This window comes from Paracraurococcus ruber, from assembly GCF_004353985.1.
Classification (GTDB): Bacteria; Pseudomonadota; Alphaproteobacteria; order Acetobacterales; family Acetobacteraceae; genus Paracraurococcus; species Paracraurococcus ruber.
The window spans coordinates 1-18220 of the sequence record NZ_SMOA01000099.1 but is presented as its reverse complement, the minus strand read 5'-3'; the positions used below and the strand labels follow the sequence as shown (position 1 = coordinate 18220).

Annotated in this window: 19 protein-coding genes; 11 read left to right on the top strand and 8 right to left on the bottom strand. The window is 72.6% G+C overall.

Annotated features, from left to right (window positions below; translation table 11 throughout):
• Window positions 1-240: 240 nt before the first annotated feature.
• Window positions 241-642: a nuclear transport factor 2 family protein gene (locus E2C05_RS17550; RefSeq protein WP_200305311.1), complete on the bottom strand. Its 402-nt coding sequence runs from the start codon at window positions 640-642 to the stop codon at window positions 241-243.
• A gap of 145 nt (window positions 643-787) precedes the next feature.
• On the opposite strand from E2C05_RS17550, the gene E2C05_RS17545 reads away from it, so the two are divergent.
• From E2C05_RS17545 to E2C05_RS17520, 6 genes are all read left to right on the top strand, one after another.
• Entirely contained in the window at window positions 788-1747 is a 960-nt protein-coding gene (locus E2C05_RS17545) for a Bug family tripartite tricarboxylate transporter substrate binding protein (protein ID WP_158292195.1), read from the top strand.
• 13 nt (window positions 1748-1760) lie between these two features.
• A complete protein-coding gene (locus E2C05_RS17540; RefSeq protein WP_133220945.1) occupies window positions 1761-2630 on the top strand; it encodes an isocitrate lyase/PEP mutase family protein in 870 nt (289 codons plus the stop codon).
• Window positions 2627-3352: a haloacid dehalogenase type II gene (locus tag E2C05_RS17535; protein ID WP_133220944.1), complete on the top strand. Its 726-nt coding sequence runs from the start codon at window positions 2627-2629 to the stop codon at window positions 3350-3352. The genes E2C05_RS17540 and E2C05_RS17535 overlap by 4 nt, the downstream gene beginning before the upstream one ends.
• 7 nt (window positions 3353-3359) lie before the next feature.
• Window positions 3360-3818, top strand: a complete 459-nt coding sequence (locus E2C05_RS17530; RefSeq protein ID WP_158292194.1) for a PaaI family thioesterase — start codon at window positions 3360-3362, stop codon at window positions 3816-3818.
• A gap of 67 nt (window positions 3819-3885) precedes the next feature.
• A complete protein-coding gene (locus E2C05_RS17525; RefSeq protein WP_133220942.1) occupies window positions 3886-5136 on the top strand; it encodes a GTP cyclohydrolase II in 1251 nt (416 codons plus the stop codon).
• Window positions 5133-6332, top strand: coding sequence for a URC4/urg3 family protein (locus E2C05_RS17520; protein ID WP_133220941.1), 1200 nt, complete (start codon window positions 5133-5135; stop codon window positions 6330-6332). Before E2C05_RS17525 ends, E2C05_RS17520 begins: the two co-directional genes overlap by 4 nt.
• A gap of 57 nt (window positions 6333-6389) precedes the next feature.
• On the opposite strand, the gene E2C05_RS17515 is transcribed toward E2C05_RS17520, so the two are convergent.
• Window positions 6390-7295: a LysR family transcriptional regulator gene (locus tag E2C05_RS17515; RefSeq protein ID WP_133220940.1), complete on the bottom strand. Its 906-nt coding sequence runs from the start codon at window positions 7293-7295 to the stop codon at window positions 6390-6392.
• 100 nt (window positions 7296-7395) lie between these two features.
• Here E2C05_RS17515 and E2C05_RS17510 point away from each other — a divergent pair, with 100 nt between their 5' ends.
• Complete coding sequence (locus E2C05_RS17510) at window positions 7396-8364, top strand: alpha/beta fold hydrolase (protein ID WP_133220939.1); 969 nt, start codon at window positions 7396-7398, stop codon at window positions 8362-8364.
• Between the two features lie 82 nt (window positions 8365-8446).
• On the top strand, window positions 8447-8998 hold the full coding sequence (locus E2C05_RS17505; protein ID WP_133220938.1) for a pyridoxamine 5'-phosphate oxidase family protein: 552 nt from the start codon (window positions 8447-8449) through the stop codon (window positions 8996-8998).
• 227 nt (window positions 8999-9225) lie between these two features.
• On the opposite strand, the gene E2C05_RS17500 is transcribed toward E2C05_RS17505, so the two are convergent.
• The 4 genes from E2C05_RS17500 to E2C05_RS17485 form a co-directional block, all read right to left on the bottom strand.
• Window positions 9226-10188: a Bug family tripartite tricarboxylate transporter substrate binding protein gene (locus E2C05_RS17500; RefSeq protein ID WP_133220937.1), complete on the bottom strand. Its 963-nt coding sequence runs from the start codon at window positions 10186-10188 to the stop codon at window positions 9226-9228.
• The gene (locus tag E2C05_RS17495; protein WP_133220936.1) at window positions 10188-10991 is read right to left on the bottom strand and encodes an SDR family NAD(P)-dependent oxidoreductase; all 804 of its coding nucleotides are present in this window, start codon (window positions 10989-10991) and stop codon (window positions 10188-10190) included. The genes E2C05_RS17500 and E2C05_RS17495 overlap by 1 nt, the downstream gene beginning before the upstream one ends.
• Before the next feature lie 103 nt (window positions 10992-11094).
• Window positions 11095-11766, bottom strand: a complete 672-nt coding sequence (locus E2C05_RS17490; protein WP_133220935.1) for a glutathione S-transferase family protein — start codon at window positions 11764-11766, stop codon at window positions 11095-11097.
• A gap of 63 nt (window positions 11767-11829) precedes the next feature.
• Entirely contained in the window at window positions 11830-13236 is a 1407-nt protein-coding gene (locus E2C05_RS17485; protein WP_133220934.1) for an MFS transporter, read from the bottom strand.
• A gap of 149 nt (window positions 13237-13385) precedes the next feature.
• Between E2C05_RS17485 and E2C05_RS17480 the strand changes: the two genes are divergently transcribed.
• Complete coding sequence (locus E2C05_RS17480; RefSeq protein ID WP_133220933.1) at window positions 13386-14663, top strand: Gfo/Idh/MocA family protein; 1278 nt, start codon at window positions 13386-13388, stop codon at window positions 14661-14663.
• A gap of 283 nt (window positions 14664-14946) precedes the next feature.
• Window positions 14947-15138: a hypothetical protein gene (locus tag E2C05_RS17475; RefSeq protein WP_133220932.1), complete on the top strand. Its 192-nt coding sequence runs from the start codon at window positions 14947-14949 to the stop codon at window positions 15136-15138.
• Between the two features lie 36 nt (window positions 15139-15174).
• Here E2C05_RS17475 and E2C05_RS17470 read toward each other — a convergent pair whose 3' ends face one another.
• Window positions 15175-15597 carry a response regulator gene (locus tag E2C05_RS17470; protein ID WP_133220931.1) on the bottom strand — a complete coding sequence of 141 codons (423 nt, stop codon included), beginning with the start codon at window positions 15595-15597 and terminating at the stop codon, window positions 15175-15177.
• A 505-nt stretch (window positions 15598-16102) separates the two neighbouring features.
• On the bottom strand, window positions 16103-16741 hold the full coding sequence (locus tag E2C05_RS17465) for a transglycosylase (protein WP_240046773.1): 639 nt from the start codon (window positions 16739-16741) through the stop codon (window positions 16103-16105).
• A 402-nt stretch (window positions 16742-17143) separates the two neighbouring features.
• On the opposite strand from E2C05_RS17465, the gene E2C05_RS17460 reads away from it, so the two are divergent.
• Window positions 17144-18136 (top strand): Bug family tripartite tricarboxylate transporter substrate binding protein, encoded by a 993-nt coding sequence (locus tag E2C05_RS17460; RefSeq protein ID WP_133220930.1) that lies wholly within the window; start codon window positions 17144-17146, stop codon window positions 18134-18136.
• The last annotated feature ends 84 nt before the right edge of the window (window positions 18137-18220 follow it).

The window sequence follows — 18220 nt, the reverse complement described above, 5'->3', positions numbered from 1 at the left end:
GCCGCGTGCGGGCCCGCGCTGCCGGCCCGCCCAGCGGTCGAGGCGGATGGGGCGCGGCGATCCGCGATCGGTCATCGCCTGATCATCCCTGCCGCAGCCCCCGCGGGGCGGCCTCGCGGGGCTGGCCCGAGAGGCGGGGCGCCCGGACCGGCCCCTGCATTCCGAAGGCCCGGGGGGCCGGTCCAGGTCATCGCCGGCACGGCCGCTTTCCGCGGCGCGGCGGCCGCGCCGCGCTCCGCGTCAGTCGCGGACCTCGGCCCGATACACCTTGCTGACGATCTTCCAGCCCTCGCTGGTCCGGTTCAGCACGAGGTAGTCGGTGAAGTAGCGCGGCGGGATCTGGCAGGCGACCTTCACGAAGGCGGTCTCCGGCCCGCTGATGTCCATCAGCAGGATCCGGTCGTCGCGCGCCAGGCCCTTGCTCGCCGCGCTCTCGCGCTTGCGCACCATCTCGAACCACTGCTCGCGCGGCACGTCCAGCACGCCGCCCTCCTTCTCGCAGTACAGATGGCTCACCGGGTGGAAGGCGGCGGCCAGCTTGTCGACATTGCCCTCGTAGAGGCCGTCGAAATAGGTCTGGATCACCGCCTCGATCTCGGCGACGGCGGTCGCCGCCATGGGGCGGCCACTGGCATCGGGCATGGGCGTCCTCCTCGTCTGTCCCGGGCGCATCCTGCCACGGCCGGCGGGGCCTTGCATCCGTCCCGGCCGGGCGGATACTCCCGCCGCCCGCTGGCGCGCCGGGGAATGGCGCCGCCGGCGATCACGCCAAGGGGAGGGCCACGCCATGCATCCCGGTCGCCGCGCGCTGCTGGCCGCCCCCGCTCTGCTGGCCCGGCCCGCCCGGGCGCAGGCCTGGCCGACGCGGCCCATCCGGCTGATCGTGCCCTACGCCGCCGGCGGCGGCACCGACCTGCTGGCCCGCGCCCTGGGCGAGGCACTTCGCCCGGCCCTGGCACAGCCCGTCGTCGTCGAGAACCGCGCCGGCGGCGCCGGCGTCATCGGCTCGGAACTGGTCGCGCGGGCGGAGCCGGACGGGCACACGCTGATGGCCGTGGTGTCCACCCATGTGGCCAACCGCTACTTCCTCGCCTCCCTGCCCTATGACCCGCTGAAGGACTTCACGCCGGTCGCGCTGCTGACCCGCAACACCATGATGCTGGTGACCGGCACCGGGCAGCCCTATGGCGATCTGCGCGCCATGCTGGATTTCGCCCGCCGCAATCCGGGGCGGGTCGGCACCGGCAGCACTGAAGCGCTGTCCTCCTTCGTCGGCCAGGAATTGGCCCGGCGCGCCGGCGTCGAGATGCCGGATGTGCAGTACCGCTCCGGCGGGCAGCTCATGAACGACATCGTCGCCGGCCACCTGCCGGTCGGCTGGACCAGCACCGCCAGCGTCATGCCGCATATGCAGACGGGGCGGGTGCGGCTGCTCGCCGCCTCCACCGCCACGCGCACGCCCTTCTTCCCGGATGCGGCGACCGCGCAGGAACAGGGCATCGCCGAGTTCGACCTGTCCGGCTGGGTGGGGCTGTACGGGCCGGCCGGCCTGCCGGAGGGCGTGGCGCAGACCCTCTTCGCCGCGCTGACCCGCGCCTTTGCCGATGCCACGCTGCAGCAGCGCTTCACCGCCATGGGCATCGAGCCGACCCTGCAGCCGGCGGCCGGCCTGGCGGCGGCGGCGCAGCGGGAGGACAGGCTCTGGGCGGCCGCGGCCGCCGCGGGCACCATCAAGAAAGAGCAGTAGGAACCAGCATCCCATGGCCGATCCGCGCCTGAAGGCGGCCCTCGCCGCCCGCCGCTTCGTCGTCGCCCCCGGCATCTTCGACATGATCAGCGCCAAGGTGGCGGACGGGATGGGCTTCGATTGCCTCTACGTCACCGGCTTCGGCACCGTCGCCTCGCACCTCGGCGTCGCGGATGCCGGCATCGCCACCTACACGGACATGGTGTCCCGGGTCGGGCAGATGGCGCGGGGCTGCCGGACGCCGGTGATCGCGGATGCCGATACCGGCTATGGCGGGCTGCTGAACGTCCGCCACACCGTCATGGGCTACGAGGCGGCAGGGGTTTCCGGCATCCAGCTCGAAGACCAGGAGATGCCGAAGAAATGCGGCCACACGCCCGGCCGCCGCGTCATCCCGGCCGAGGAGATGGTCCTCAAGATCCGCGTTGCCGCCGAGGCGCGCAAGGACCCGGATTTCCTGATCGTCGCCCGCACCGATGCGCGGACCACGCTGGGCCTGGAGGAGGCGATCCGCCGCGGCCGGATGTTCGAGGAGGCCGGCGCCGACATCATCTTCATCGAGAGCCCGGAGACCGAGGCGGAGATGCAGGCCATCGGCAAGGCGATCCGCAAGCCGCTGCTGGCCAACATGGTGGAAGGTGGCCGCACCCCCATCCTGCCGGCCGCGCGGCTGGCCGAGATCGGCTACGGCATGGCGATCTACCCGGCCATCGGCTTCCTCGCCGCCGCGGCGGCGCTGGAGAAGGCCTATGCGCATCTGAAGCAGACCGGCGACAGCACCGCCATCGGCGAGAGCTACGGCTTCAAGCGGATGACCGAGCTGATGGGCTTCCCCGAGGTCTGGGATTTCGACGCCCGCTGGGCGCAGGAGGCCGCGCAGTGACCCGCTTCGAGAGCGTGCAGGCGCTGGTCTTCGACGTCTTCGGCACGGTGGTGGACTGGCGGGAAGGCGTCGCGCGCGACGCCGCCCCGGTCCTCGCGCGGCTTGGCCGGCAGGATATCGACCCGCGCGCCTTCGCCGATGCCTGGCGGAAGCGCTACCAGCCGGCGATGGAGGCATGCCGCAGCGGCCGCCGGCCCTTCACCCGGCTGGATGTCCTGCACCGGGAGAACCTGGAGGGCGTGCTGCAGGACCACGGCATCGACCCCGCCACGCTGGGCGAGGCCGCGCTGGACGACCTGAACCGCGCCTGGCACCGGCTGGATCCCTGGCCGGAGGCGGTGGCGGGACTGACCCGGCTGAAGCGGAAATTCATCATCGCGCCGCTGTCCAACGGCAACATCGCGCTGATGACCAACATGGCCAAGCGCGCCGGCATTCCCTGGGATGCGATCCTGGGCGCCGAGGTGGCGCAGGCCTACAAGCCGCAGCCGGAGGCCTATCTGCGCACCGCCGAGATCCTCGGCATCCGCCCGGCCGAACTGTGCCTGGTGGCGGCGCATAACGGCGACCTGAAGGCGGCGCGCGCCTGCGGCCTGGCCACCGCCTTCGTGCACCGCCCGACCGAGCACGGGCCGGAGCAATCCACCGACCTGGCGCCGAGCGAGGCCTGGGACGCGGTGGCGAAGGATTTCCAGGACCTCGCGCACCAGCTTGGCTGCTGAGGTGCCGATGGAGGTCCCGGCGGGCTTCGTGCAGATGCCGGGCCATGATCCCGGCATCTTCAACAGCATCCTCGGCCCCTTCTGGGCGCGGGCGGAGGGCGAGGGGCTGGCCATCGGCTTCCGGGTGGAGGCGCGGCACTGCAACCCGGTCGGCCAGTGCCATGGCGGGATGCTGGCCGGCTTCGCCGACATCGTGCTGACCGGCGGCTGCAACTACCTGGCGCGGCTGAGCCGTTTCCTGGTGACGGTGTCCCTGACCCAGGATTTCCTGGCGCCGGCCGCGCTCGGCACCTGGGTGGACGCACGGCCGGAAGTGCTGGCGGTGACCCGCAGCACCCTGTTCGGCCAGTGCCTGGTGATCGCCGACGGCGTGCCGGTGCTGCGCGCCAGCGGCAGCTTCCGCTTCGGCGGCGACCCGGACCCGCGCTTCGACCGGCTGCGGCGGCTGCTGGCCGAAAAGGCTTAACCTTCCCGGCACTTGCGGGGCGGGACCATCGGCCCGAGATTGCCGGCTGGAACCCCGCCGGACCCGCATGAGCATCAACCAGCCCCGCCATATCCGCCTGACCTCCCATCCGGAGCCGCAGGCGCATCGCTGGCAGATCGCCTGGGGCGCCGCCACGCCGGCGGCGCGCGGGCCGGTCATCGGATCCGTCACCCGCCCCGGCGACCGCAATGTCATCGGCACCCATGGCGGGTCCTACTCGCTCTACCGGGCGCTGGCCGTCTCCTCCGGCACCCTGTCGCCACTGCAGCGGCCCGACCTGGCGAATACCCATCCCGTCACCGCCATCGGTCCTTATCCGCAATGGACCGAGCCGGGGAAGATCGTCTCGCTCGATCCCTGGGGACATGTGGTCGGGGATGTCTTCGGCGACGCCATCGCCGAGGGGATCGACATCCGCCCGAGCATCGCCATCACCCGGGCCCGGCTGAACATGGCGGAACTCAACGCCCTGCTGCCGACCGGCGACCTGAAGCCGGACGGCGTCATCCTGCATCCGGGCGGCGACATCTCCGTCACCAAGGCGGCGGTGGACCCGGTCTGGTGGCTGCCCGGCATCGCCGGGCGCTTCGGCGTGCAGGAACATGACCTGCGCCGCACCCTGTTCGAGCAGACCGGCGGGATGTACCCGGAACTCGTCACCCGCCCCGACCTCTCGGTCTTCCTGCCGCCGATCGGCGGCATCAGCGTCTACATCTTCGGCGACCCGGCGAAGCTCGCCGACCGCCGCGTGCCGCTGACCTGCCGGGTGCATGACGAATGCAACGGCTCGGACGTCTTCGGGTCCGACATCTGCACCTGCCGGCCCTACCTGATCCACGGCATCGAGGAGAGCGTGCGGGCGGCGCAGGAAGGCGGCGTCGGCCTGGTCGTCTACAACCGCAAGGAAGGCCGCGCCCTGGGCGAGGTGACGAAGTTCCTGGTCTACAACGCCCGCAAGCGGCAGGAGGGCGGCGACCAGGCCGCCACCTATTTCGAGCGCACCGAATGCGTCGCCGGCGTGCAGGACGCCCGCTTCCAGCAGCTGATGCCGGATGTGCTGCACTGGCTGGGGATCACCAAGATCCATCGCCTGGTGTCGATGTCCAACATGAAGCACGACGCCATGGTCGAGCAGGGCATCGAGATCGGCGAGCGCGTGCCGATCCCGGCCAACCGCATCCCGCCCGATGCCAGCGTCGAGATCGAGGCCAAGAAGGCGGCCGGCTACTACGCGCCGGAGGTGCCGGACGAGGCGGCGCTGAAGCGGACCATCGGCCGCGCGCTGGGGGAGATGTGAGCCGGGCCGAGGCGTCGCCGGCCGCCCTGCTGCTGACGCCGGAGGCGGTGCGCGAGCGGGCCCATGAGCTGCATGCCCTGGGCCTGGATCACCGGCTGCAGCACTGGCTGGTGCAGCCGGAGGCGATGGCGGCGACCGCCGACCTGGTCGCCGAGGTGGTGCGGGCGAACTACCCCGACCTGACTGTCCCTTTCCATGCCCGCTGGCGGCACTTCGCGGCGGGCGGCCATGACCGCTGGGGCGCGCTGCGCACCACCCTGCCGGACGACGTCGCGGAGCGCGCCCGGGCGGCCTTCGACCTCGTCATCCTCTCTGTCCTGCTCGATGCAGGCGCCGGGATGGCCTGGCGCTACCGCGACCCCGTGACCGGCGAGGGCCATGGCCGGTCCGAAGGGCTGGCGCTCGCCAGCCTGGCGATGTTCGCCGCCGGCACCTTCGGCCCCGGCCGCGTCGAGGCGGAGCGCCTGACGGACCTGGCCGCCGCCGACTTGGCGGAGGGCTTCCAGGCCGGGCCGGACAATCCGCTGCTGGGGCTGGAGGGCCGGGCCACGCTGCTGCAGCGCCTCGGCCGCACCCTGATCGCCGCCGGGATGGACCGGCCGGGCGCCCTTTTCGACGACCTGGCGGCGCAGGCGGTGGACGGCGCCCTGCCCGCCCGCGCCATCCTCGTGACCCTGCTGCACGCGCTCGGCCCGATCTGGCCGGGGCGGGAGACGCTGGATGGCGTGAACCTCGGCGATTGCTGGCGGCATCCCGGCATCCGCCGCGCCGACGGCACCGCCGGTCTGGTCCCCTTCCACAAGCTCTCGCAATGGCTGGCCTATTCGCTGGTCGAGCCGCTGGAGGAGGCGGGGATCCGGGTCACCGACCTCGATGCACTCACCGGCCTGCCGGAATACCGCAATGGCGGGCTTTTCCTCGACATGGGCGTGCTGCGGCCACGCGACCCGGCGCTGCTGCAGGCGGAGCACGACCCGGGCGACCTGCCCATCGTCGAATGGCGCGCCCTGACCGTCGCGCTGCTGGACGCAGTCGCGCCGCTTGTGCGCGCACGCCTGGACCTGACGGCCGAGGCCTTCCCGCTGGCGCGCGTGCTGGAGGGCGGGACATGGCATGCCGGCCGGCGCATCGCCCGCGAACGCCGCGCCGATGGCGGCTCGCCCCTCCGCATCCGCAGCGACGGCACGGTGTTCTGACCCGGCCCCGCGCGGGTTGCCATCGCCGCGTCGGACGGGCCTGCCCTGTCCCTGGCTTCAACCCCGCAGCACCGCCAGGGCCGCGAAACGCGGCGCCGCGAAATCAAGGAAGGCGCGGACCCGCGGCGGCAGAAGCCGCGCCGAGGGAAAGACCAGCTGCACCGGCAGCGGCGGCGTCTCCCAGGCCGGCAGGAGGCGGACCAGCGCGCCGGAGGCGAGCTCGTCCGCCATCTGGTAGGACAGGGCGCGCAGGATGCCATGGCCGGCGACCGCCGCGGCGACCGCCGCCCGCGCCTCGTTCACCGCGAAGCGCGGCGTGACACGCACCGTCGCCTCCTGCCCGTCCGGCGCGGCGAAGCGCCAATCCGGCGGAAAGGCCCGGCCATGGAAGACCACCGTGTCGTGGCCGACCAGGTCTTCCGGGGTCTGCGGCGTCCCACGCGCGGCGAGATAGGCGGGGCTCGCCGCCAGCCAGCGCCGCACCTGCCCGACCCGCCGCGCCACGAGCCCGCTCTCGCCGAGCTGGCCGATGCGCACCGCGACGTCCACGCCTTCCTCCAGCAGGTCCGCATTTTGGTCGGAGAGCAGCAGCTCCGCCGTGACCGCCGGCTGCGCGGCGAGGAACGCCGTCACGACGGGCGCGACATGCAGCCGGCCGAAGACCAGCGGCGCCGCGACCCGCAGCCTTCCGCGCGGCGCCGTGCCCTCGCCCGCCGCCTCCGCCATCGCCTCGGCATAGTCGGCCAGCAGGCGGCGGGCCTGTTCGGTCAGCCGGCGCCCGGCTTCCGTCGGCGCCAGGTGGCGCGTGCTGCGGTCCAGCAAGCGGACACCCAGCCGTTCCTCCAGCCCGGCGAGCATGCGGGTCATGGCGGGCGGCGAATGCCCAAGGCGTCGCCCGGCCGCCGCAAGGCTGCCCGCCTCCACCGCCGCCACGAAGAGCCGCAACTCCTCGAGCCGATCCATTCTTCCACCCAGAAGAAGACTGCCTTGCGATCTGACCGCATTCTTCTTCCGAGGCGCAAGAGCCATTCTCCTGCCAGGCCAGATGGCAGGAGACAGCAGGATGCACCGCAGACACCTCTTCCATGCCGGCGCCGCCCTCGGCGCGGCGCTCGCCATGCCCGCCGCGGCGCAGCCCGCGGTGCTGCCCTCGCCGGGTGCTACGGGCCCGGTCCGCTACCGCACCGTGACGGTCGATGGCCTGGAGATCTTCTACCGGGAAGCAGGGCCGGCCGATGCGCCCGCGCTGCTGCTGCTGCATGGCTACCCCACCAGCTCCCACATGTTCCGGGACCTGATCCCGCGCCTGGCCGGGCGCTACCGGGTGGTGGCGCCGGACTTCCCCGGCTTCGGCTTCTCGGCGGCACCGGATCCCGCGCGGTTCGCCTACAGCTTCGAGACCATCGCCCGGGTGATGCAAGGCTTCACCCGCGCGGTGAGCCTGCAGCGCTTCGCCCTCTACGTCTTCGACTATGGCGCGCCGGTCGGCTGGCGCCTCGCCGCGGCGCAGCCGGAGCGGGTGACCGCCATCGTCACCCAAAACGGCAATGCCTATGAGGAAGGGCTGCTGGAGGCCTGGGCACCGATCCGCGCCTACTGGTCGGCGCCCGACGACCCCGCGAAGCGCGAGGCGCTGCGCCCTTTCACCACGCTGCCGACGACGAAGTGGCAGTACACCCATGGGGTCCCGGACCCGGACCTGGTCTCGCCCGATGGCTGGACGCATGACCAGGCGCGGCTCGACCGGCCCGGCAATGCCGAGATCCAGCTCGATCTGTTCCGCGACTATGCCAGCAACGTCGCCCTCTACCCGGCGTGGCAGGCGGCGTTCCGCCGGCACCGCTGGCCTACGCTGGTGGCCTGGGGGAAGAACGACCCCTTCTTCGGCCCGGCCGGGGCCGAGGCCTTCCGGCGCGACTTGCCGGTGGACGGCGTCCACCTGCTGGATACCGGGCATTTCGCGCTGGAAACCCATGCCGCGGCGATCGCCGGGCTGATCGATCCCTTCCTGCGGCAGCACGCCAAGGGCTGAACTCGGACCGGAGGAGGCGCCGCCCCCTCCGGCCCTGCCTCACCAGGGGCCGAAAGGCCTCGGGACACCAGGAGTCCGTCCCATGGGCAAGCATTTCGCGGAGATCGCCTTCACGCCCACCGTCCAGGCGGAGCAGGAACGCCTCGGCTCCGCACCGCACTACGCCAAGGTCATCGCGGCCGGGCGCGACGACTCGCTGCTGACCGCGGTGGAAGCCGGCTTCATCCGCGCCCGCGACAGCGTCTACATGGCGACGGTGTCCGAAACCGGCTGGCCCTACATGCAGCACCGCGGCGGGCCGCCCGGCTTCGTGCAGGTGCTGGATGCGAAGACCATCGGCTTCGCCGACCTGACCGGCAACCGCCAGCACATCTCCGTCGGCAACCTCGCCAACAACGACCGCGTGTCGCTGTTCTTCATGGACTACGCCAACCGCCGCCGCCTGAAGCTGCTGGGCCATGCGCGGGTGGTGCGGGACGACCCGGCGCTGCTGGCGCGGCTGACGCCGCCGGGCGCCGAACGCCAGGCCGAAAGTGCCGTGCTGATCGAGATCGCCGGCCATGACTGGAATTGCCCGCAGCACATCACGCCCCGCTTCACCGCGGAGGAATGGGCGCAGATGGCGCCAGGCTGACCGGCCGCGTGCGCCGCGGCACAGCACGCGGCCGGCCGGCCGCGCCATGGTCTCTGTGGGCGATCGAGAGGTCTCCCCTTCCTCCCCCCTCCCATCCCGGGCCATGGCCCGGGGCAACTCGGCCCGCCGGATCGCACCGGCGGGCCTTTCTTTTGTGGGCATGGGCCGGGCCGACGGGCATGGGTCGGACGCCCTGGTGCCTGTCGCCTGGCGCGGGGCGGCCGGGGTCAGTCGGGCCGGATGCCGACGGCCTTGACCACCTCGGTCCAGGCCGCGGTTTCCCGGACCAGCCGGGCGGCGACGGTGGCGGCATCGGCATGGCGGACGAAGGTGCCGGCCTCCTGCGCGCGGGATTGCACGGCGGGGTCGGCCAGCACCGCCCGCACCTCCCGCGCCAGCCGGTCCTGGATGGGCGGCGGCGTGCGGGCCGGCGCGTAGAGCGCGTACCAGACATCCACGGGGAAATCCGCGAGGCCCGATTCCGGCAGGCTCGGCACGTCCGGCAGCGCCGGGTGCCGCGCCTGCCCGGTGGTGGCGATGGCACGCAGGCGGCCGTCGCGGATGAAGGCGATCACCGGCGGCGGGCTGTTCATGTAGAACTGCACCCGGCCGGCGACCAGGTCGCTCATCGTCTCCCCGGTGCCGCGATAGGGGATGTGCACCAGGTCGATGCCGGTGCGGCGCTTCAGCAGCTCCGTCCCCAGATGGTGCAGCGACCCGTTGCCGGCCGAGGCGTAGTTCAGCTGCCCCGGCCGCTGCTTCGCATGGGCGACGAACTCGGGCAGCGTGCGGGCGGGGATGGAGGGATGCACCAGCATCACCTGCGGCGTGTCCGTCAGCTGCGCGATCGGGACGAAATCCTTCTGCGGATCGAAATCGCCGGTGCCCTCCACCGCCGGCCGGCCGGTCATGGTGCCGGAATAGCCGACGGTCAGCGTGTGCCCGTCCGGCCGGGCGCGCGCCGATGCCAGCAGCCCGACCGTGCCGTTGCCGCCCGGGCGGTTCTCCACCACCACCGGCACGCCGAGGCGCTGCGCCAGCGGGTCGGCGATCAGCCGCGCGGAGAAATCCGTCCCGCCGCCGGCCGGCGAGGCCACGACGATCGTCACCGGCCGATCGGGGAAGGCCTGCGCCTGCGCCCGCGGCGCCGCCAGCAGCGCCGGCGCGGCGAGGAGGGCGCGACGGCGCATCAGGTCGGCCCCGCGGCGGTGAAGCCGCCATCCACCACGATCTCCGTGCCGGTGATGAAGCCGGCCTCGTCGCTGGCGAGGAACAGCACCGCATGCGCGATGTCCCAGCCGGTGCCCATATGGCCGATGGGCACGCTGGCATGGCGCTTGGCGATCAGCGCCTCGGCGTCGTTGGCGCCGAGCTGGCGGACCAGGCGATGCTCGACCAGCGGGGTGTGCATCAGCCCCGGCACCACGGTGTTGCAGCGGATGCCCTTCTTCGCATAGCCGAGCGCCACCGACTTGCTGAAGCCGATGATGCCGGCCTTGCTGGCGGAATAGGCGACATGCACGCGGCCGCTGTTCATCCGCAGCCCGGCGACGGAGGAGATGTTCACCACCACGCCGTTGCCCTGCGCCTCCATCAGCGGAAGGACATGCTTGCAGCCGAGGAAGGCGGTCTTCAGGTTGAAGTCGATCTGCTGGTCCCAGAGCTCCTCCGGCATGTCGGCCGGGCCGCCGGGGGCGGAGCCGCCGACATTGTTCACCAGGATGTCGATGCGGCCGAAGCGGGCGAGGCAGGCCTGCACGGCGTCCTGCACCCCGCTGCTGTCCAGCATGTCGGCGCGGTGGGCGATGGCGGTGTTGCCCTCCCCCGCGATGATGTCGCGCGTCTCGGCCGCCGCGGCCTCGTTGACGTCGATGCAGAAGAGGCTGGCGCCGGCGCGTGCCAGCGTGGTCGCGGTGGCCTTGCCGTTGCCCCAGCCCGGCCCGACCGAGCCGGCCCCGGTGACGATGGCCACTTTCCCATCGAGCCTGAACATCCTTTCCTCCCTTGGTGCCTTGCGAATTCAGGCCGGGTCCGGGGCCTCGCCCGAGGTCCCGGCGGGGGGATGCGGAGGGGGAGGCATCCCCCTCCGCGGCCCGTCAGGTGGCCGTGTGGCGGAACATGAAGCGCTTGGCTTCCTCGTCCATCTCGGTCTTGAAGGCGTGCCGGTCCTTGATCGCCGCCGCGCGGTCGGCCGCCGGCCGCGCATTGATCGCCGCGAAGTGCCGCTTCACGTTGGTCAGGCTGTCGAATTTCTCCTGCCCCAGCACGAAGGCCGCGGCGCGTTCCCAGCCCCATGCCGCCATGTCCACGATGGAATAGCTGTCGCCGACGATCCAGTCGCGCCCGGCCAGGCGGTCGTTCAGGATGCCCCAGTGCCGCTCCGCCTCGAAGACGTAGCGCTTCACGCCGTAGTCGTTGCCGGGCGGCGCGAAATGGCGGAAATGCACGCATTGCCCGCTATAGGGGCCGATGCCGGTGGCGATGAACATCAGCCAGGACAGCGTCTCGGCGGCATGCTCCGGCGCCGGCAGGAACTGGCCGGTCTTCTCCGCCAGATAGAGCAGGATGGCGTTCGAATCGAAGACCGGCTTGCCGTCATCGACGATGGACGGCGCCTTGCTGTTCGGGTTGATCGCCACGTAGTCCGGCTGGAACTGCTCGCCCTTGCGGGTGTCGAGCGGGATGGCCTCGTAGGGCAGGCCGCTCTCCTCGAGGAAGAGGGCGACCTTCATCGGGTTGGGCGCGGTGTTGTAGTAGAATTGCAGCACGGTTGGGCTCCCTGATCCGGCTGCGCGGATGGGAGCGCACCTCGCGCTCCCCCGCAAGCGCGCTCACTCCCCCGCGACGGGCAACGCGCCAGGCGCCGGTTGCGGCCGGTGCAGGTCGCGATCGATCTCCTCGATGGAGCGGCCCCTGGTCTCGATGCCGAGGAAGAGATAGATCGCCCCGGCCAGCACGAACCAGGCAGCAAGATACAGGAAGGCCGGCACGACGTTCTCGACCGAGGCTTCCGGCTTGATCACGTTGCTGCTGCCCACCACCAGGGCGAGCCCGAGCGGCCCGATCACCTTGCCGATGCCGCCGAAGCCATAGGCCGAGCCCATGCCGGTGGTGCGCAGCTGCGCCGGCCAGACTTCCGCGGCATAGGGGCCGACGACCGCGAAGCCGCCATCGGCGAAGAAGAAGGCGGCGATCAGCAGCAGCCAGAGCGCGCTGAACCCGAACCACATCTGGTCGTGGTAGATCCCGGCCAGCGCGATGAGGATCGCGGCGCCGAAGCCCAGCAGCCCGCCGGCGCGGCGGCGGCCGATCCCTTCCGAGAGCAGCGAGAAGCAGATCCGCCCGGCCAGGCCACCCAGCGTCAGCCCGATCATCAGCTTCGACGCCTGGGCAGGCGGCACGTGCAGGATCAGCATGAACAGCGTCGGCGCCCAGAGCGTGACGCCATAGACGCCGGTCTGCGCGCCGAGATTGCCGCCCCAGGAGACGACGAGGCTGCGCGGGTAGCGGAACAGGTCGGTCCAGCGCGTCGCCGGCTCGGCATACTCCTCCGGCCGTGGCAGCGGCAGGCTCTCGGGCTTCACCTCCAGCGCCCAGGCCAGGGCGCGGCGCGCCTCCTCCGGCCGGCCCTGGCGGGCCAGCCAGCGCGGCGATTCCGGCACCCAGATGCGCACCAGGAAGACCAGCAGCCCGGGCAGCACGCCGGCGGCGAACAGGCCGCGCCAGCCGATCTCGGGCGCCAGATAGGCACCGAAGAGCGAGCCGATCAGCACGCCGACCGGGATGAACACGGTGACGAGCCCGCCGACCAGGCCCCGCTTCCGCGACGGCATGAACTCCTGCACCAGCGGCAGGTCGACGCAATAGAGGCCGCCGACGCCGAAGCCGACGACGAAGCGCAGCACGGTCAGGTAGATCCAGCCATGCTCCGGCGTGAAGGCAAGCGCGCCGGTGGCAAGCGAGAAATTCAGGATCGTCAGGTTGAACACCGGCCGCCGGCCGATGCGGTCCGCCATCCAGCCCCAGAAATAGGCGCCGCCGATGGCGCCGAAGCCTGAGGAGAGCAGGATGATGGCGGACTGGCCGAAGGTCAGCCCCCAGGGCCCGACCACGAAGGCCAGGACGAAGCCGATCAGGAAGTAGTCGAAGAATTCCAGCATGTCGCCGAGCACGGCGGCGGCGATGATGCGCTTCTGGTTGCCGGTCAGCTGGGTCCGGCGGTCGAGCTCCTCGAACATGGACGGTCCTCGCGCGGCGGGGTTGTTCCCCATTGTCCCGGCGGCGGAACCGTCTGCGCGGCCCTCCGCCACAGCGTCGGACGACCGACCATGCCGCGTCAACCATCGCGTCCGCGCGGCGTTGCCGGCCCGACAGCGGGAGAGGCGGGATGGCCGAAGGCACCACGCGGCGCGGCATCATGCGGGCGGGGGGCGTTGCCGCGGCGGGGCTCGCCGGCAGCGCGGCGGGGGTGCCGGGCTCTCCGCCGCCCTCCCCCATCGATGCCGGCGGCGTGCAGGAAGGCCGCATCGCCTTTCCGAACTGGCGCGGCGAGGCCGATCCACCCGGCGAGCCGCCGCCGGCGCCGCTGCCGCCGGAGGAACGCGTCGGCTTCGCCGTCATCGGCCTCGGCCGGATCGCGCTGGAACAGGTGCTGCCGGCTCTCGCGCAATGCCGCCTGGCGCGGCCGGTGGCGCTGGTCAGCGGCAGTGCGGAGAAGGCGGCGCTGGTCGCGCGGCAATACGGCATCCGGCCGGATGCCGTGCATGGCTACGAGGCCTTCGAGCGGCTGCGCGACGACCAGGCGGTGCAGGCGGTCTACATCGCGCTGCCGAATGCCATGCACCGGGAGTTCACCGAGCGCGCGGCGGCGATCGGCAAGCATGTGCTGACCGAGAAGCCCATGGCGACCAGCGCCGAGGATTGCGCCGCCATGATCGCCGCCTGCGCCCGCGCCAATCTGCGGCTGATGGTCGCCTATCGCTGCCAGTATGAGCAGGCGAACCGCGCCGCGATCCGCGCCGCGCAGACCGGTGCGCTCGGCAGGCTGCGCTTCTTGCACGCCGCCAACCTGCAGTCCAACGGGCCTGGGCCGCAATGGCGCTACAGCCGGCGGCTGGCGGGCGGCGGCGCCTTGCCGGATATCGGGCTCTATTGCCTAAACGCGGCACGCACCCTGAGCGGCGAGGAGCCGGTGGAGGTTAGCGCCCAGGCCTACAGCCCGCCGGGCGACGAGCGGTACCGCGAGGTGGAGGAGAGCATGTCCTTCACCCTGCGCTTCCCGTCGGGCTTCCTGGCGCAGGCGCAGTCGAGCTACGGCGCCTATCAGGAGAAATCCTTCCGGCTCTCGGGCGAGCGCGGCAGCCTGCTGCTGGAGGACGCCTTCGCCTATCGCGGCCAGCGCCTGCGGCTGTTCCGGCGGGACGGCGAGCAGGGCACCGAAGAGGCGCCGCAGCTTCGCCCGCGCAACCAGTTCGCGCTGGAGATCGACCACATGGCCCGTTGCGTGCGGGAAGGCCGCCGGCCGCACACGCCGGGCGAGGAAGGGCTGCGGGACCAGGTGATCATGGACGCGATCCAGCGCGCGGCGGAACGCGGGAGGCCGGAGCCGATCCCGCCGGTGCCGGCGGGCATCGAGCCGCGGGGCCCGGCACCCGACCCGGCCTGAGCGCCGCCCTGCGGGCCCTGTCCCGCATCGGCGCGCGCCGCGGGACGGCCCGCGGGCGATCGGCCACCCGAGCGGGTGGCGTCGCGCGCGACGGCGCGGTGGCGGCCTGCGCGATGCCGGCGCGCCGTGACGGTTCAAGTCAGCGGAGCGGCCGCGATCCCCATGCAGTGGCCAGCGGCCTCACGCACATGTCGCGGCACGGCATGAACCTTTCAGGCGATCCCGCGCTGTCTCCGCCGGGGCGACCGCAGCATCGGCACGGTCGCGGAAGAAGGAGATTGGAATGACGCGGATGATGCGCTTTGGGTTGCCGGCGCTGGTGCTGCTGGGCCTCGCCGCCTGCCAGCAGGAAGGCCCGGCGGAACGCGCGGGGCGCAGCCTCGACCGGGCCGGACAGTCGGTGCGCGATACGGTGGATCCGCCGCGCGGGCCGGTGGAACGGCTTGGCCGGTCGGTGGACCGGGCGGTCAACTGAGGCGCGGCATCGCCCTGCGGGCGCTGCCGCCGATGGTCACAGACGCCGTTCGGTGCCTGCGGCCTGCGGCGGCGCCTCATGGCGCGCGCCATGCCCGATCATGTCGTGCAGCACGGCCGCCGCGAGCGAGGGCGTGAAGGGCTTCGCCAGGAAGCGCGATCCGTCCACCGCCTGGCCTTCCTCCGCGCCACCGTAGCGGCCCGATGCATAGACCACGGGCAGCGCGGGACGTATGACGCGTGCGGCGCGCGCCAGGGCGAAGCCGTCCGACCCGCCGGGCAGGTTGATGTCGGTGAGCATGGCCGCGATGTCGTCGCGATCGCAAACCAAGGTGAGCGCTTCCTTCGCATCGGCCGCCTCGATCACCTCGAAGCCGCCATCGCTCAGCGCGTCGACGAGCGTGAGGCGGACGAGGAAATCATCCTCGACGACCAGAAGCACCGGCGTTTCGTCCTGCATGTCCCCGGGTATCCCTGCCTTGCATTAGGCAAGTGCCGAAGCTTCGCCGCGTTGCCGCGCCGCGCTGTGACGAGCGCGTGACCTTGCCACGGCATGCAATAACCACCCGGAAAGTTTCGCCCAATGGTCGCGCCATGTCGCGGGCTTGGCAACGTATCGCGCAGGCATCGCAGCGGAGCCGATGACGGAACGGCCTGCATGATCCGCCGCTTGCCTGCGGCCTTGGATCGCGGCGAACCGATGGGGCCGACTTCGGATCGGCACGCGGATCGCCGCGGCGTTGCATGCGCATGCACCTGGCCGGCGCCGCATCCCCGGGTGCAACGCCGCTGCACACTTCGGGATGATGACGGTCCGCGCGATCCGCGCCGCCACCCGTCATGCCGATCGTGGCATCGCATGGCGGGCCGGGCCGATACGAGATGGCACGCAATACGGCATGCGCGCGGCAGGCATCGCCGACCTGCCGCGTCGCGCCATGTCCGCGATGGCCGTTGGCCGCCGGTCAGCGATCCGCCGTCTCGGCGACGCTCAGCAGCGCCTCGCCGTTGCGGCGCTCCCGTGCCATGGTCCCGGCGCAGCCGGCATCGGCCAGCACGGGGGACCCGGGGGACGTCACCTCCAGCTTCGCCCGCACCCGGCACAGCACGCGGCGGGTGCTGGCCGGCGAGCCGCCATGCCAGCGGGCCAGCGCCTGGGTCCAGCTGCCGGTCTCCACCTGCCAGCGGCGCAGCAGCCCGCCGGCCCAGTCGGCCGAACGCTCGGCATCCAGCGGCCAATCCGCGTTGCGGGCATGCACGCCGGCATTCACCTGGACGCAGCCGGCCATGGCCGACCCGCGTGCGCGGGCCAGCAGGGCCCGCGCCTCGGCTGCGGTGTCGGGGAAATACGACCGGCCGGCGATGTTCAGCGCATGCGCATGCAGCCCGCTCTCGGACAGCGCCACCGCCACCAGCAGCCCCTCCGGCAGGCCATGGATGCGTTCCGCCCGCCGGGCCGCCCGCAGGCAGGCGGCGCGCGGCGAACTCGGCGCCGGCTCCAGCTGGAAGGCTGGCGCATAGCCCGGGGCGGGCAGCAATTCCGGCGGCCGGTCCGGCAGGCGCGGGGTGCCGGCGACCCGCGCCGGACGGGATGGGCGATGCACCTGGCGCCGGGGGGCCGGGCGCTGCAGGGCCTGCTTGCCCGCTTCGGCAGCGGTGCGCTGGGGGTCGATGGGCTGGGATCGGGCCGCCTGGGCGGCCGGGGCGGCCAGTGCCGCAGCGAGGAGGACGAGACCGATCGCCCGAACCGCCCTGGCGGTCCGAGGTCCTGGCCCCGAAGGAAGGGCGCCCCTTGCCTGGTCGCTACCCAGGCGAGGGAACGCCGCTGAGGGTCGCCGGGAGTTGCCCACCGGCAGGCCGTTCGCGGACGTCATCGCGAGGGCGCTATCACAGTAACAAGACGTGAGCAACCTTCCGGGGGCAGATTTGCCGGCCGAGCCCCTCCCGCCGCCGTATTCCGGACCAGATGCCGGGTGAGGGTGATCCGGACCCGGGGAGTGAGACCCATGCGCCGCCTGGCCCGCCGTGCCCTGCTCTCCTGCCTGCCGCTGGCGGCCGGGGCCGTCGGCGCCCGCGCGGACAATGCCGTCTATCCCGCCGCGCCGGTGACCTTGATGGTGCCCTTCTCGGCCGGGGGGGCGGCCGATATCTCCGCGCGCCTGCTGGCGACGCATGCGCCACGCCACCTGCCCGCCCCCGGCGCGGTGATCCAGGTCGAGAACCGCGGCGGCGCCTCGGGCGCGCTGGGCACCCTTGCCGTCTCGCGGGCCCGGCCGGATGGCCAGACCCTGCTGCTGGCCCGCGTCGCCCCCAACGCCATCCTGCCGGCCACCGACCCGCGCACGCCCTATGCCTGGGAAGACTTCACCATGCTGGGCCTGCTGGAGGAGTCGCCCTTCATCATCTGCGTGCGCGCCGATGCCCCCTGGGACCGGCTGGCCGACCTGATCGGCGCCCTGCGGGAACATCCGGGGCGGCTCGCCTTCGCCACCTCCGGGGCGGCGACGCTGCTCGACCTCGGCGTCCGGCACCTGTTCATCGGCGCCGGCCTGCCGATCGACGCCGGCCTCGCGCGCCCCTTCCGCGGCGGCGGGGAGGCGGTGCGGGCCCTGGTGGACGGGGAGGTCCAGTTCACCGGCACCAGCCTCAGCGAGGTATTGCCGGCGCTGCGCCGCGGCCAATTGCGCGGCCTGGCGGTGGCGACCTCGGAACGACTGCGGATGCTCCCGGCGGTGCCGACGGCGCGGGAGGCGGATGTCCCCTCCCTGGCCGCCATCACGGGCTGGAGCGGGCTTTTCGCGCCGCCCAACCTGGCGGAGGCACCGGCCCGGGCCTGGGCCGCGGCGCTGGCGGCGCTGCGGACCGACGCCGCCTGGCAGGATGCCGTGCGGGCAGCCGGCAGCATCCCGCGGCTGCTGGGGCCGGAGGAGACGCGGGCCTATCTGCGCGCGCAGGTCGCGCTGTACCGCGAGATCGGCCGGCGCCTGGGCCTGGTCTGACGCCCGAGGGGCGCGCTGCGCCCGACCGCGCCGCGGGCGGGGGTCGCAGGCCGGCGCGGCGCCGGCCGGCCTGCCCGGTCATGT